General features: G+C 67.0%; 15 protein-coding genes. 8 read left to right on the top strand and 7 right to left on the bottom strand.

Annotated elements, in window-relative coordinates; all coding sequences use genetic code 11:
• Nucleotides 1-21: 21 nt before the first annotated feature.
• Genes ACI3KX_RS09865 through ACI3KX_RS09850 form a run of 4 tightly spaced genes read left to right on the top strand, consistent with a single transcriptional unit; the run spans nucleotide 22 to nucleotide 3,395 of the window.
• Nucleotides 22-630 carry a hypothetical protein gene (locus ACI3KX_RS09865; protein WP_404909571.1) on the top strand — a complete coding sequence of 203 codons (609 nt, stop codon included), beginning with the start codon at nucleotides 22-24 and terminating at the stop codon, nucleotides 628-630.
• Nucleotides 631-634: 4 nt separating this feature from the next.
• On the top strand, nucleotides 635-1,699 hold the full coding sequence (locus ACI3KX_RS09860) for a hypothetical protein (protein WP_404909570.1): 1,065 nt from the start codon (nucleotides 635-637) through the stop codon (nucleotides 1,697-1,699).
• Complete coding sequence (locus tag ACI3KX_RS09855; RefSeq protein WP_404909569.1) at nucleotides 1,690-2,334, top strand: ABC transporter ATP-binding protein; 645 nt, start codon at nucleotides 1,690-1,692, stop codon at nucleotides 2,332-2,334. The genes ACI3KX_RS09860 and ACI3KX_RS09855 overlap by 10 nt, the downstream gene beginning before the upstream one ends.
• The gene (locus ACI3KX_RS09850) at nucleotides 2,334-3,395 is read left to right on the top strand and encodes a hypothetical protein (protein ID WP_404909568.1); all 1,062 of its coding nucleotides are present in this window, start codon (nucleotides 2,334-2,336) and stop codon (nucleotides 3,393-3,395) included. The genes ACI3KX_RS09855 and ACI3KX_RS09850 overlap by 1 nt, the downstream gene beginning before the upstream one ends.
• Before the next feature lie 58 nt (nucleotides 3,396-3,453).
• Here the strand turns inward: ACI3KX_RS09850 and ACI3KX_RS09845 are convergent, their stop codons facing one another.
• Nucleotides 3,454-3,777: a hypothetical protein gene (locus ACI3KX_RS09845; RefSeq protein WP_404909567.1), complete on the bottom strand. Its 324-nt coding sequence runs from the start codon at nucleotides 3,775-3,777 to the stop codon at nucleotides 3,454-3,456.
• Nucleotides 3,778-4,410: 633 nt separating this feature from the next.
• On the opposite strand from ACI3KX_RS09845, the gene ACI3KX_RS09840 reads away from it, so the two are divergent.
• The 4 genes from ACI3KX_RS09840 (at nucleotide 4,411) to ACI3KX_RS09825 (ending at nucleotide 10,135) form a co-directional block, all read left to right on the top strand.
• Nucleotides 4,411-5,703 carry a sensor histidine kinase gene (locus ACI3KX_RS09840; protein WP_404909566.1) on the top strand — a complete coding sequence of 431 codons (1,293 nt, stop codon included), beginning with the start codon at nucleotides 4,411-4,413 and terminating at the stop codon, nucleotides 5,701-5,703.
• 458 nt (nucleotides 5,704-6,161) lie between these two features.
• A complete protein-coding gene (locus tag ACI3KX_RS09835; RefSeq protein WP_404909565.1) occupies nucleotides 6,162-6,845 on the top strand; it encodes a response regulator in 684 nt (227 codons plus the stop codon).
• Nucleotides 6,846-7,032: 187 nt separating this feature from the next.
• The gene (gene lanKC / locus ACI3KX_RS09830; protein WP_404909564.1) at nucleotides 7,033-9,681 is read left to right on the top strand and encodes a class III lanthionine synthetase LanKC; all 2,649 of its coding nucleotides are present in this window, start codon (nucleotides 7,033-7,035) and stop codon (nucleotides 9,679-9,681) included.
• Nucleotides 9,682-9,853: 172 nt separating this feature from the next.
• A complete protein-coding gene (locus ACI3KX_RS09825; protein WP_404909563.1) occupies nucleotides 9,854-10,135 on the top strand; it encodes a DUF3892 domain-containing protein in 282 nt (93 codons plus the stop codon).
• Nucleotides 10,136-10,323: 188 nt separating this feature from the next.
• Here the strand turns inward: ACI3KX_RS09825 and ACI3KX_RS09820 are convergent, their stop codons facing one another.
• The 6 genes from ACI3KX_RS09820 to ACI3KX_RS09795 form a co-directional block, all read right to left on the bottom strand.
• Nucleotides 10,324-10,506 carry a hypothetical protein gene (locus ACI3KX_RS09820; RefSeq protein WP_404909562.1) on the bottom strand — a complete coding sequence of 61 codons (183 nt, stop codon included), beginning with the start codon at nucleotides 10,504-10,506 and terminating at the stop codon, nucleotides 10,324-10,326.
• 103 nt (nucleotides 10,507-10,609) lie between these two features.
• Nucleotides 10,610-11,056: a single-stranded DNA-binding protein gene (locus tag ACI3KX_RS09815; RefSeq protein WP_404909561.1), complete on the bottom strand. Its 447-nt coding sequence runs from the start codon at nucleotides 11,054-11,056 to the stop codon at nucleotides 10,610-10,612.
• The gene (locus ACI3KX_RS09810) at nucleotides 11,010-11,582 is read right to left on the bottom strand and encodes a hypothetical protein (protein WP_404909560.1); all 573 of its coding nucleotides are present in this window, start codon (nucleotides 11,580-11,582) and stop codon (nucleotides 11,010-11,012) included. Before ACI3KX_RS09810 ends, ACI3KX_RS09815 begins: the two co-directional genes overlap by 47 nt.
• Nucleotides 11,579-11,974 carry a hypothetical protein gene (locus tag ACI3KX_RS09805; RefSeq protein ID WP_404909559.1) on the bottom strand — a complete coding sequence of 132 codons (396 nt, stop codon included), beginning with the start codon at nucleotides 11,972-11,974 and terminating at the stop codon, nucleotides 11,579-11,581. Before ACI3KX_RS09805 ends, ACI3KX_RS09810 begins: the two co-directional genes overlap by 4 nt.
• Nucleotides 11,971-13,809, bottom strand: coding sequence for a type IV secretory system conjugative DNA transfer family protein (locus ACI3KX_RS09800; RefSeq protein ID WP_404909558.1), 1,839 nt, complete (start codon nucleotides 13,807-13,809; stop codon nucleotides 11,971-11,973). Before ACI3KX_RS09800 ends, ACI3KX_RS09805 begins: the two co-directional genes overlap by 4 nt.
• A 13-nt stretch (nucleotides 13,810-13,822) precedes the next feature.
• On the bottom strand, nucleotides 13,823-14,721 hold an 899-nt coding region (locus ACI3KX_RS09795), incomplete at its 5' end, for an AAA family ATPase (protein WP_404909557.1).

Genomic DNA, 14,721 nt, shown 5'->3' with positions numbered 1-14,721 from the left:
CCACGAGCGAAATGAGAGTTTATGAAGATCATCACCCGCACCGTCGCTACATCGAGCGCCGCCCTGTTGATGGCGCTGGCGCTCGCATCGTGCGCGCCGCAAGCAGAGCCGGTCCAGGAGACCCTCGACCTGGATCTCCTGCTGGAGAGGACCAGCGAGTACCAGAAGCCCATCATCGCCGACGGGACGGTCACCGCGGCGGAGTACGAACGCGCGCTACTCGCGCAGCGCGACTGCGTACTCGAGGCGGGTGCCCAACCCGGCGAGATCTACGAGATCGGTAATAACGAGCTCACGTTCGACTACACAGTCGAAGCGGCCAACGATGCCGCTCGGCTTGAGGTCGAGTCGCGCACCGAGAGTTGCATCCCGGACTATTTCTCAGAGGTCGCGGCCCTCTGGGCATATCAACAGCTCCTCACCCCCGCAGAGAGAGACAAGGAGCAGCCGCTGGTTCTCGCGTGCCTGGAGAAGGCAGACGTCACAGGGCTCGGCGCCGACGCGGACATGTCGGAAATCGCCGCGGCCATGCTGGCCGACGAGGAGATCTCCGCGGCCGAACAGGCATGCATCGACGGACACCGCGCATTCTTCTCGACCTGGAAGAACGCCCGCGGGGACGAGCACTGACCTCATGGGCGTGAATGCGACGCGGGGGGCGAACATCACCGCCGGGGTGATCATCGCACTCATCTTCGTCGGCCCGATCGGGGGCTTGGCCCTGGCCGTCTGGTCTCTGTCTCAACCGACTTCGCTGGACGCGAAGACCTCAGCTGTCTACATGCAGCCAACTCTGGAGAGCTTCGCCGACGAGCAGTCGGTGACCGTCGCTGTTTCGTGGGCTGAGGGCGTTGCTGTCCTGGCTCCCGCGTGGGACGGGGTCGTCACGGAGGTCGCGGTACGCCCTGGCGACACAATCGTGAATGGGAGCAATATCGTGCGCATCGACGGCATCTGGCGCATCGCCGCGTCAACCCCCAGTCCGCTGTTCCGTCCTGTCTCTTCGGACAGCAGTTCCGACGAGATCGCCGCCGTCACCGCCCTGCTGCGGAGTCTCGGCTACCGAAGCTCGTCCAAATGGTCGTGGGAGACAGTCGCAGGCATTCGGGCCTTCGCGAAAGACCGGGGTGTTCCCGGCCATGCCACAGTTGAGGCCTTCGAGCCGTCGTGGGTCGTCTGGCTCCCGGCCGGATCGCTCACACTGAGCGAAGTCGGGCTCGCGCCCGGCCAATCCGCACCCTCACTAGGCGAGCAGATCGCACAGGGGACGGGCCACATCAGCGCCCTCGACGTGACCAGCACGGATGGCATCCCGCTGCCGGATCCTGCCGAGGCCACGTGGGAGTTGAGGTCAGGTGACGCCTCGGCCGCCTATCTGGGCCCGCGGATGAGCGGGGTCGACGACGTCGCCGACTTCAGCGCTCGATTCGCCGATACGAAGCCGGAAGAGCTGACGGGCGTAGTTCGGCGTGTCGAGGCGATCGAAGCCTGGTCGGTCCCGTCGAGTGCGCTCTTCGTCGATGCCGACGGCACCACATGCGTGTTCGTCCGTGGGGCGAGCGAGGGCGATCCGGCGCCACGGACGGTCACCGTCGCAGGTGCCGCTGTCGGTCAAGCGCGGATCACGGCCGGGCTTTGGCCAGAGGATGCGGTGCTGGTCAACCCCGGAGACATTGTCGGTGACGCGCAGTGCGACTGACGCTCACCAATCTGTCGTTCAGTTACAGCCGCGGAACGACGGCTCTGTTTGAGGAGATCTCGGCCGAGTGGGTCCGGGGCACCCTCAACGCCGTGCAAGGCCCCTCCGGATCGGGCAAATCGACCCTGATGGACATTCTGGGTGGACTGCGCGCGCCCACTTCGGGCTCCATCCTGCTTACTGACGACAACGCTCCCGTGGGCACGCCCATTGACCGCCGCATGGCGTGCGCGTGGGTGCTGCAGAACAACTCCGTTCTCAGCGGACGGAGCACGCTGGACAACGTCATGATCGGAGCCGTTGCCCGCGGCATGACCCCGCGGTCCGCCAGGCCGTTGGCTCTGGATGCGCTGCAGCGACTGGGGCTGGGCGAGCGAGTTGCGAGTCCAGTCAATTCCCTCTCCGGTGGCGAACAGCAGCGGGTGACGATCGCCCGCTGCTTGATCTCACCGTCGACCGTGATCCTCGCCGATGAGCCCACTGGCAATCTGGATGCCGCGAATGCACGTCTGGTGGCACAGAGCCTGAGGGAGGCAGCAAGCTCGGGGAAGCTCGTGGTGGTGGCGACGCACGATCTGGACGTTGTGGACCTCTGCGACTCCAGCTTGGCGTTGCGTCGGCGAGGGGATCGATGATGAGCATCACCGTCGTCCTACGAGAGGCGTGGCGCACCACCACAGCGCATGCGTGGCGTTCGATCGTTGGGCTGACGGTCATGACGGCTGTCCTCGCCAGCGGCGTGGCGATTGAAGCCGAGGCAGTGCATCGAACGATGACGACGGTCGAGGGAGAGTACACACAGGGAGCGAACGTGCTCATCGTCTCGAATCAGGGAGGCGTGCTCGACGGCGCCAGATGTCAAGCGCTGAGCCACCAGGACGGCGTCTCGGCCGCCGGCGGGGCGACCTCTACCGATGTCGTCCGTATCGGAGACCCCTCCGTGCTCTCGGTGCGTCGCGTCCGCGCGACGAGTGGCTACTTCGAGATCCTCGACCTTGCCTTGCCCTTAATGAACGGCGTCGTTGGCGCGGTCGGACCGGGTATCGCCGCTGAACTCGGCGTGGGCCAACGCTCGCGCCTGAAGCTCTCGGACGCCACAAGTGTGACCGTCGCGAGATCCTCCACGGAATCCATCGCCGGCGAACGGACCCGATGGCTGACGGTGCTAGCCCCGACGCTCCCTGCGGTGAACGAATGCTGGGTGGAGGTTGAGCCTGGCGCGCTCGACGCGATTCAGGCGCTCGTGGTCGCGACGTTCGGCAAAGCCGATCACCTCCAAGTGGATAGCGCTCATGATCGTGCCCTGCTGACCGCCACGCTCGGGGCGTGGCAGCAGCGGTGGACACGCTGGGCAGGATTCGCCGCGGGGGCGGCCGCAACCCTCTTCTGCGGGATCCTGCTGGCGCCGCGTAGGCACGAGTACGCGCTGTACAAGCTGCTTGGCATGCCCCGCACGAGCGTCTGGCTCATCTGCGCCACAGAAGCGGCGCTTCTGACAGCGGCGGGGGCCCTTCTGAGCGTTGGCGTGGTAGCAGGGACCCTCACCGACGTGAGCTTGCCGCACGTCATCGAGATCGCTCGATTGGCGGGTGCTCAGCTGGTGTTCGCGTTGTGCACCGTCACGGTGGGCGTTGCGCTCGTCGCCACGGCGCTGACGTCAGGAAGCACTGCCCAGGTGATCCGCAGCCGGCGCTAAGTAGCGCTGACAGGCCCCGCGAGCGAGTCGCCGTGGAGCGCGCGACGGTGGAGGCCGGTCAGCCGATGCCGTTGAAGAGTCCCACAGCGACGGCGATATAGCCCAGGCTGAGAATCAGGCATGACCACGCGCTTCGCCGCTGGCTCACCGTGAAGCTCAGCGTCGCGAGTGTCGCCAACGTCGCCGCCCCGAATCCCAGCGCGAACTGAGCACCGGCGATCACCCTTTCGTGTGCATGCTCCACCTCGGCTCCCGCGGCAAGTGTGGTGAAGCCAACGATGACCGCCGGCACAATGAGCGCCCCAATCAGCACTACCCCGAACTGGATCTTTCGAAAGGCTTCCAGTTCGCCCCTGCTCGCCTTGTGCGTTTCGACCGTCATAACACGTCAGTGTAGAGACACCGCGATAGCGCGGAACCACCTGGGAGCGCCCACCCGACCGCTGAGATGACCGCTATTTCACGCGTCGAACTCGACGCGCCGCCCTTGCCGCGTTTGGCGGGATTGCGGCTGCACCAATCGCCGATTTGCGCTTCTGATGCGCTGCGTGTGGTTCCGGCATCGGGGAATCTCCTCCCGGTTGTTCACTCATTTGGACGAGAACGTTGATCCGGATCGGGGAACGCCCGGGCAGACGGGTACCGTCTCCGGCGCACCGCCGCCGACCGCCGATACCGAGCCTGCAGGCGATGATTTAGGCGTCGAGCCGGACGACGGCTTATCGATGTGGACTCGCAATAGGTCTGCGGCGAGCATTCCCGTTCAGGCTCGCCGACGACGTCACCTCCGAGACTTTCCTCGTGGCCGTCAGTAGACGAGAAAGTTCCGCCGTCGGCCGGGACGTGGGGCCGTTCCGAAGCCTAACTGCACCGCCGCGAGCAACAAGCCCGACATGTACGTACATCGGTCGGGACATCATCATTCCCCGGATTGGTTGATGACCCGAGTGGACCCGTGCGCCCCGAATAGACTTCGACTCGCATTGCGGCCTCGCCAGCTAGTGTCATTTGGGTGATGGCCTCCGTCGACACTGCCGCAGCCAATCTCCCGACGGCCACCCTTTCGGGGGAAGCTGATTCCGATCGGATCCTGAGCACGCGGCGGTCGGCGCTTGTTCTTGCGCTGACGGTGTTCCTCACCACGGCGATCCAGGTGCTTGTCCAGCCCGTCGCGGCTCTGCTCGACGGCCAGGCGGAGTGGACGCTCGTGCTTCCGCCACCTCTGATGGTGTTCGTCCTCGTACTCGGGTGCGCAGTTCAGGCGAGCGCCTTCTTGCTGAGCGCCCGCTGGCCTGAGGCCACGGTGCTGATCGTGATTGCCGTCTACATCGGCTTCGTTGTCGGCCTGGCCATCCCCTCGTGGCTGATCGGGATGTACCTGGTGATCGCATTGGCGTTGTTCTTTCTTGCCTCGCGGAAGTCGCTCGTTATCTCGATCGTGTGGCTGGTGGGCGTTGTGGTAACCACGGTGGGTGTGCTGTTCCTGTGGATCTCGACGCTCGGCATGGCGCCCAGCGTCGCGCTCGGCTACATGACGACGGAGGCGGTCCGAATCGCCGCGCCCGCGACCGCTGCCACTGCGTTGGGCGTGTGGTGGGGAACGCAGACCCGGCGTGTGAGCCTCGCCCGTACGCAGGCGGAGATGGCGAAGCGCGAACACGACAGCCGCGTCGAAGAGGCCGAACGGAGAGAGCGGGCCCGGATCGCGCAGGAACTGCACGACGTAGCGGGACAGCACCTGGCAGGGCTCATCACGCTGGCCGGCGCCGCGCTTACCATCGCCCCCGCACGCCCGGAGGACGCGCTGCGCCTGGTGGAGGAGGTGCGGGATGAGGGCCGTTTCGCCGCTGCCAGCCTTGCCGGCGCCCTCGGAGATCTGCGGGCCGTCGGCACCGCTCCACAGGAGACGACCCGCGACTTGCGTCAGATGAATGAGCTCGTCGAATACTGGCAGAAGCGCGGAATGAGCCTCGAGCTCGCAACGACTGGGTCTGTTGAGGAGCTTCCCGCGGTCGTGTCGGCGACCGCGTACCGATGTGCCACGGAGGCGATCACCAATGCCGCAAAGCACGCGCCCGGCTCGGAGGTCGACATTGCGATCGCTGCCCGCTCCGACCGCCTCGAGGTGACTGTCGCGAATCAGCTGCCGCCCTCGGGAACTCACCCGATTCCGGGTCTGGGGCTGGGCTGGGGACTAAGTGGGATGCGCGACCGCATCGATCTGCTGCGAGGTTCGCTGGCGTTCGGAACGACGCCACAGGGCGGTTGGTTGGTCCGCTTCGTGATCCCCGTCACTCAACTCGACTGAGAGTCAGCGCGGTCGTTAGGGCGAGGTCGGCGCGTTCTAATCGGATGCGTTTCCCTTCCGTCGTGCCGCCGGGTTCGACGGAGGACGATCTCGAGGCAGGCTTCTTCGTCATCCCAACTCCCGATCGCATCGTCCAACGGCGGGCGCGGCTCGTCAGTTTCGTCCATATGGGCTATTCGTCGGTGCGGGAGAGCAGCCCTCTGGCACCGCCAACCGGGTTGAGGGTGGTGTCCCGCGGCCATCATCACGCCGGGCCGGATGCCGCGCGAAATAGGCCCCGTCCGGGAGTGCGCATTCGAAGCGAAGACCACCAGCGGGTCACTACGTGCAACAGCCCGCACGCTTCGCAGCACCTGTAGACAGCTTCGGCCGACGGGCACACTGGTGTTCGGACCATACGGCGGCGGCCAGTGGCGTCCTCCGATGTCCTGGTCGCCCAACTCGACTGAAATGAAACGATGACTGCCTCACCCACTCCGATCCGCGTGCTGATCGCCGACGACAACCGCTCGGTACGCAAGGGGCTGCGCCTGCAGCTCGAAGCGGCCGGAGGCGTCCACGTTCTCGGCGAAGTTTCCAATGGCGTCGACGCGGTCGTAGTCGCCCGTCGGGAGCGAGCCGACGTCGTGCTGATGGACCTGCAGATGCCGGGGATGAGCGGTGTGGAGGCCACCCGAGAGTTGTCACGCTCGGGCAGTGAGCCACCGATTGCGGTCATCGTCATGACCAGTTATGCGGTTGACGCATACGTGACGGACGCGCTGGATGCGGGCGCGATCGGTTACCTGCTGAAGAGTCACGACTCCGACCAGCTGCTGCAGGCGGTTCACGCTGCGGTGCGCGGGGAAGCTCATCTCTCCACACGCGTCACTACTCCCGTCGTCCGCGAATTCATGCGGCGGGGCGCAGCCGACCCCGACACGGTCGCACGACTTTCAGCCGCCGAGCGACGCGTAGTCGCCATGCTCTCGAGCGGAATCACCAGCAACGAGCAAATCGCGGAGCGGCTTCGGGTGTCCGTGCACACCGTGCGCTCGCAGCTGCAGTCGGCCTTGAAGAAGGTCGGGCTGGAGGACCGTACCCAGCTGGCCCTCTGGGGCGCGCGCAACCGATTGGACCACGACGCTGATTCACTCAATTGAGTGAATCTCAGGGACGCAGTTCGCGCCGCGGAACCGCCGCGCTCGAGGGCTGCGTGGCTTCCACGGCGTGAATTTGCGGGTTCTGTAACGCTGCCATGAAGCTGGCCCGTCGCGGCGCCGTCATCGGTCGTACCTCGCGTCCACGCACAATGTCCTGCACCTTCCGGGCCGACATTGATGGGGACATGTGGACGCAACGTACGCGCAGTTCGCGACAACCGACCCGCTGTTCTACGACAAGCCACACCGCCGTGGCGCCACAACCGCAGAACTGTTCGCTCCTGCTGCCGAAGTCTGGGCGACGTGGTCGCAGGGTGGCGACGAGACGTGGTCGTTCTGGGTGCCGCTCGAGGTGACCCTCCCCGAGCAGGGCTGGAAGATCCATGTAAGTGCGACCGCTGCCACCGCCGATACAACCTTGGAAGCCGTGTCACGGTATTGCCACCGCCATGGACTTCCTTTCAAATTCCTTCGGGACCGCCGAATCCTCTCCGCGACGCTGGGCAAGGACGCTGATCGCCGTGTATCCGGAAAGTTCATCACCATCTATCCGACGTCACCCGCTGACCTCCACCTGCATCTGACTGAACTGGATGCGGCGCTCTCCGGCCTCCCCGGCCCGTACGTGCTGACTGATCTCCGCTGGAACCGCGGCCCGGTGTTCGTTCGATACGGCGCCTTCACACGGCAGCAGGTGGTCGACAACGGCGTGAATGTCCCGGCGGTGCGCGACCTGGACACCGGTGCTCTCGTCGCCGACGTGCGAACGACCTCATTCCACGTCCCGCCGTGGGTGCAGGTTCCCGCCTTTATGGAGCCAGCGCTCGATCAGCTTGGAACGACCGCCCCTCCCGGGTTCCCCCAGGTACTCGGCGCACTGCACTACTCCAACGCCGGCGGCGTGTACGAAGCAGAGCTGGATGCACGGGCGGTGATCCTGAAGGAGGCGCGGCCGCACGTCGGCTGGACGCCCGATGGCCGGGACGCTGTGCAGCGGCTGCAGGATGAAGTGGCACTTCTTCGCACGTTGCAGGGTCGGGTCCCTGTGCCGGCGGTAGTTACCACCTTCACGGCACACGATCACGAGTACCTCGTGATGGAACGGGTAAGCGCTCCGTCGCTGAGCACCGCTGTGCTCACCCGAAATCCGCTGGTCACCTCTGACCTCTCATCGAGTGTGCGTCGGGCGTACTTCGACTGGGCAAGCGCAGTCTCAGCTTCGTTGCGCATAGCCGTGACAGCGCTGCACGCAGCCGGCCGGGCCCACGGCGACCTGCACCCGGGCAACGTGCTGGTGCGAGAAGACAACACGGTTGTGCTGATCGACCTCGAGATGGCACGGCCGATCCACGATGACGGTCCTGCGGTCATCGGGGCCCCGGGATTCGTCGCGACGGATGGGCGGAGCGCGGCCGAGCGGGACCTCTACGCGCTTGCATGCATCGAGCTGTTCATGTTCGTCCCGCTGATCCCACTGCTCCGACTGAGCCCCGGGAAGGCTCGCACGCTGCTACAGGAGGCCGCCGCGCAGTTCCCACTTGATCAATCGTGGGTTCACGACCATCTCGTGACTCTGACCTACCGGCAGGGTCCGCTCGTCCGTACCGAGGTTCGCGACGAGGCGAACGCCCCTTCATCACCCGACTCGGTTCGCGCCGTGGCTCAAACGCTGCTCGCCGATGCAACTCCGGATCGCGAGGATCGACTGTGGCCGGGAGACCCCGCGCAGTTCACTGAACCGCCCCTCAGCCTCGCGCATGGCGCACTTGGCGTGCTCACCTCGCTGCACAGTGCGGGCTTCGATCCGACACACCAGCACCTGGAATGGGTCGCCAAGACTTCTACGAGCGCGCGCTCCCCCCGATTCGGACTGTTGGATGGAGCTGCCGGAACAGTCTGGGCCTACCGCCGCCTCGGACTCCACGACGCTGCCGACCGTGACCTAGCATTGCTCCGCGACGCACACCACGACAGCCTCGGTCACGACCTCTATGGAGGGCTGCCCGGCGTGGGCCTCACCCTCCTTGCGGAGAGCGGTGATCATCCACCGCTGCGAGACGCAGCACTAGACATCGCACACCGCCTTCGCGCCCGTTGGCAACCCGCAGACGGCCCCCGCAAGGTCGCCACGGGTACTGGCGGGCTGTTGCACGGTGCAACTGGGAGCGCGCTTTTCGCGTTGCGTCTGTTCGAGGCGACCGGCGATCCGGAGCACCTTCGGGCTGCAACTGAGGCGATCGACTACGACATCCGATCACTGCGTACCGCGCCCGACGGCTCCCTCCATGTCGATGAGGGATGGCGTCTGCTCCCCTACCTCGGCAACGGGTCTGCCGGGATTGGGATCGTCCTCGCTCAGCTGCTCAACCATCTGCCTGACCACAGCCGTTACCTGGAAACTCTCGACGGGATCACGCGAGCCGCAACCGCACCGTTCACGGTTCAGAGCGGCCTAGTCCGGGGGCGCGCCGGACTCATCCAGTTCTTACTCACGCTCGAGCGAGCCGGCTTCGGAACGACCACCACCTCCGTCGCCCTGCATCATCACGTCGCGACGCTGGAGCTGCATGCCGTTCGCCACGGCGATGAAGTCCGATTTGCCGGCGACGGTCTGCTGCGCACCTCCTGCGACCTCGCCACTGGATCCGCTGGCGTGCTGACCGCGCTGATGGACTACGACGCCGCAGTCCGCGGTGTGCATCACAATTCCGCCGGTCTGCCGTTCCTGACGCCGTCCCACGGGGTCGAGGTCGAGGACCGCTCGCCGCTTCGCGCGGCCCGTCCCGTTGAGGGAGGTGAGATGAATGGGTTTTCTTTTGTCCTTGCAGACGCTTGACCGTGCCGACGATCACAAGCTGGATCTGCAGTTCGCCAGCACGCTGAGCACGGCCTGCGGCGTGAGCACGATCTCCGCGGTCTGCTGACACTCGTGTGCGGGGCGTCGATGCTGTGCGCCCCGCACTCAACTCATCGACTCGCACCCACACGCCGCCTCACAGGAGAACGACATGGCCATCGAGATCACGCACGTCCGTTTCGGCGGCACGACGAAGACCGCGGACGAGATCGTCCGCTACCAGTGGGTGAACGTCAGCACGGGCACCATCGGCGACAACGACAAGCCGACGATGGTGGTCTGGGTGGGGAAAGAAGAGAACTCCGCCTACGTCGGCAGCGGTGCCGATCGGGTCAGGGTAGGCGGGGTCCGGCCGACGCAGGGTCAGCCATACCTCCGCACCTACGTCGATGGGGAATGGACGAACAACCTCGTCAATCTGCCCACGTTCTGATCCTGGCTGTCGGGCGGGCACCGGGCTATAAGGCCCCGAAAAGGGGGAGGTCTGAGTTCGCCGTTGAGGCTCGCGCCGGAGCCGCGAGCACGAACCAGGGAACGCACACTCCGCGACCCGCACGCGGGCCGGAGATGTGCAACGGCACGTTCACCACACCTACGCCTGACCGTTGAGAGGCCTGCCGCTCAGGTGGAGGGGATGCTGCCGATGACGACGATGCGGCACGTCTGGCAGGCGTAGCCGTGGCCGGCGTCGCGGAGCACGGTGGCGCACTCGGGACAGCGCGGCGTCTGCGCGTCGTCGAGGAGGTCGCTCATGCCGGCGACATTACGCCCGACGTGGCGGCGCTGTGCGGATGTTGTCGTCATGTGACGCGCGCCTGGGGGCGTGTCGCGAGCTGGATGTCTGGGCTGGGCAGGGCGGCGGGGCGAGAGTACAGTGACTCTCGCCCCGCTTGCTTGTTGGTTCAGGTCAGCGTGACATTTCGGCGCCGGCGTACGAGGCCGGTGTCGCTATCGGCCCCGAAGCGTCAGCTTGGGTGCCGTTAGCTTTTGGGACGCGGTCGACGTTGACGTCGGTGAACTTCAGCGACGCGCCGACATTGTCCGCGACGACGTCGCGGGTCTCGCGGGCCTGTCCGGTCTCCTTGTCGACATACGTGCCGAAGCGGAGGTCGCCGGCGACGATGACGCTGTCGCCCTTGTGGAGCGAGTCGGCGACGTGCCGGGCCTGCTGGTTGAACACGACGACGCGGTGGAACACGGTGCCGACGTCTTCCCACCGGTTGGTGGTTTCGTTGAGGCGGCGGTCGTTGACGGCGACGGTGAACCGGGCGTATTCGTTGCCCGATTCGGCGTTGCCGTGTTCGGGGTCACCGGTGAGGTTGCCCTCGATGGTGACCGGGATCCTGGTGGTCATCCTTCTTCCTTCCTGTCGAAGACCCCCCGGGTGGTGGGGTGTCTTGGTGGGCGTGGGCCTTTCTGGTCCACGCGTCCCAGTCCTGTTCATCGGTGATCCCGTCCCAGGAGCGAGGTTTGAGGGGGTCGTGTCCGCGGGCGCAGCCGCCGGAGTAGGCCTTGGTCAGACGGGGCAAGGCGAGGCTGAGGCGTTCGTGCCAGCCGATGGGTCCGAACCCGGCGTCGGTGGCGTCGAACGCGACGGTGTGCGCGGTGTGCAGCGCGGAGAGCTCTTCGACGAGCTGGCCGTGTTTGTACCAGCAGGCGGGGATGACGGATTCGGAGATCCGGTAGCGGACGGCGAACCATTCCACCCAGTCGCGCAGCGCCGCCCAGGCGGCTCGGGCGTTGTGGTCGGGGAGGGTGTACCAGTTGATGATGTGCGCGCCGAGCGGGTCCGACGGCCCGTACCGGTGGTTCGGGTCATATCCGGCGACGTCGCCGGCGAGGTCGTCGTCGTAGTCCGGTGGCGGGGGCAGGCCGGTCATGCGGCGCTTCCTTCGTCCGGGCGGAGTTTCTGCCGGAGGCGGGCGAGGGCGAGGTGGCTGGCGGTGCGGCGGGTGCGGGCGTGGGAGAGCACCGCATCGCGGTCGATGAGCCGGTGCAGCAGGTCGTGACAGTACGGGTGCATCGCCACCAGGTCCTCGTCCGGCTCGAGGGCACGGAACGTGCCGTTGGTGATCTTGACCCCGCGGTAGTCGAGGTGATGCAGCTCCAACTGGCCGCGGGTCGCGTTCCGGCCGCAGCCGGCGCAGCTGAGTGGCTGACCCGACGCGGCCTGGTGGGTGAACCAGCGGTCGCGGCGTGCGAACCATGCTTTCGAGCGGAGGAACTCGTTGCGGTACAGGTTGAACAATGCCGGGCGGCGACGATTACTCATCCCTCATCTCCCTCCACCACTTCCGCACTCCCGGACTCCAAAACTCCGGGAGTTCGGGAGGTCGGGGTGCGGGTGGCCGTGTCGAACACGGCACGCTGCTCTTGTTCCGTTTCGCGTTTGCCGGTCTGGATGGTGTGCGCGTCGGAGCGTTCGTCCCAGCCGGCGAGGTCCAGGAGCACGCTGCGGCGGTTGCGGTAGGCGAGCAGCCCGACGCTGGGTGGGAGGCGGCGGATTTCGTCGACGGACATCAGCGGGCGGCGTTCGTGCTGTTCGCTGGTGGCGTGGCCGGTCTCGCGGGTGGACCAGGAGCGTTGTTCGCGGCGGGTGTCGCGGGTGCCGAGTAGGGACTCGATGTCGCGGAGGTGGTCGACGTGGCTCGCGCCGCCGAGCAGCACCTTCGCGGTCGCCGCGGCCCAGATGGTGTCGGCCTCCGCGCGGGACCAAGACGTTTCGGCTTGGGAGAGGGCTTGCAGGACGATGAAGGTGCAGATGCCGCGGCCGCCGCCGTCCGCCATGATCCGCGGAAGGTTTCCCCACCGGAACATGTTCGCGATCTCATCCAGGATCAGTCCCAGCGGATGCTGTAGCCGGGAACCGGGGGAGGCGAGCGCGGTGGTGCGGGCGACTTCGACGATGTCGTCCAGCAGGGCGCCGAGCCAGCCGCCCATCGCCGACGCCCCCGACGATGACCCGATCAGATACAGCGTGTTCGCGGCATCCAGGAACTCCCGCGGGTCGAACACCCGGTCACCCGGGTCCGGCATCAGCGCGTCACGGATCTGCGGCACCGCGAGGGGGGCGACCGCGCCCTGGACGCCGAACCAGATGGAGGAAACGAGCTTCTCGTCGCCGGAGATGGTGGCGTCGAGGCTGTCGCCCCAGCCGGGGGTGCCGTCGGCCTTGAGGATATCGACCGCGTCCCGCGTCTGTCCGGGGCTGGTACCCCAGTCGTAGAGCTCCGCGATTGTCTTGCCGCCGACGGCGGCGGCGTGAAGGAGGCGGCCGAGGACGACTCCGGACGCTTGCGCCCATTCCTGGTTCGTGTTCGAGGTTCCCAGGGCGGTGCCGGTGATGATCGCGGTGCCCCGCTGCATCGCAACGAGGGGGTCTTCGCAGCCGGCGATGGGTGAGACGCGGAGGGGGTGGCGGATGCCGGAGAGGCCTTGCGGGTCGAACACGTCGACGGTGCCGCGGGTCTGCCGCATCCGCATGGTGGCGGTGAGGTTGTCGTTAGTGGTGGAGGTGGTGATCAAAGGGCCGGACCAGTCCAGGATCGCGGAGATCAGCACCCGGTAGCCCTTGCCGGAACGGGGTGGGCCCTCGAGGGCGACGGAGTCCTCGATGGACACGTACACGTCCTGCCCGCGCGAGCGACCGACCCGCCACCCCACGTCGGTCGCGGTGGGCTTGGCGATGTCGGGCCGCAGCTGGCCGGCGCGGCGCAGCACCGCCTTCGCGGAGAGGTGGTCGCGGATCTCGGACGCGGTGGCGAATCCGGGGCGGGTGCGCAGGTCGGTGATGAACGCCCGATCCGACTCCCGATACCGGCGCACCGCCACCAGTACCGCCACCGTCGTCCCTGCGATGAGGAGCACCGCGGCGATGTCGAGGACCCGGATGGCAGTGACCGGCATGACGCACCCCGCTGATGGGGTGTAGCCGGCCGGGCTGCCGGTGACGGCGAGGACCAGCCCGGCGAACAGGTTCTCCGCGTTCGGGCGCGCCCCGCAGGCGAGCCGTGTGACGGCTTCGGTGATGAACGCGAACGCGAGGGCGAGGACCATCGCGGCGGCGACGAGGATCGCTGCCGCCTTGCCGAGCATGCCCTGGTCCATGAGGTGGCCTGCCTTAGAGGCCTTCGGCGGCGGATGCGGCGGCGGCGAGCCAGGCGTCGCGGGTGCGGGGGCGGAGCGTGTCGAACCGGAGCGGGCCGGCTTTCAGGGCGGGGTCGAACGGGATGATGTGCACGGCGCGGACGTGCCCGGTGAACCCGTCCGCGATCCGGTGTGCGGCCGCGGTGCCGGTGGGTTCGGATTGGGTGACGAGGACCACGGCGCGGTCGGCGAGGGCGGCGGAGCGTTCGTCGCGGCCACGGAGCGCATCCAAGAGGAGGGCGGCGGATTCGGCGGATTCCGCGGTGGTGAGGGTGGGGATGACGAGTTGGTAGGAGCTGTCGATCATCCGCAGCCAGCGCTGTGCGGATTCGTCGTTGCCGGAGTCGAAGATCACCATCCGGTAGAACCGGGCCGCGACCCGCATCAGCACATCGAACTCGGCGGCGTTGATGCGCTGGTCGGTGGCGAGCAGCTCCGGGTTAGAGCGGAGCACGTCGTACCGGTCCGCGTTCTGGTGGTGCACGAACCGGCTGATCTCCGACACCCCCGCTCCCGGCGTCAGCAACCCGGCTGCCTCGGGGAGCAGGTCGCGGAGGGTGGTGTCGTACAGACCTTGTTCGGTGCGCCAGCCGAGGGTGCCGCGGGTGTCGTTGTTGTCCCAGGCGAGCACGTTCCCGCCCCCTTCCCGGGCGTACACGGCGGCAAGCATCGCCGTCGTCATCGTCTTGCCGACACCGCCCTTGCCGTTGACGACGGCAAGGGTGCGGCATCCCGCCCACTGCCGGGCAACCAGCGCCTGCTGCGCCGCCCGCCGCACCTCCGCGGCCGAGGGGCGGACGGTGATGCCGAGGCCGGCGAGGACGCCCCGCCACCCGGTGAGCCCCGGCGTGGTGTCGACGGACGGGGTGAGGA

The organism is Microbacterium sp. ZW CA_36, assembly GCF_044987475.1.
GTDB lineage: Bacteria > Actinomycetota > Actinomycetes > Actinomycetales > Microbacteriaceae > Microbacterium.
Note: the sequence above shows the minus strand (reverse complement) of the source record. Positions and strands in the feature narration are given on the sequence as shown.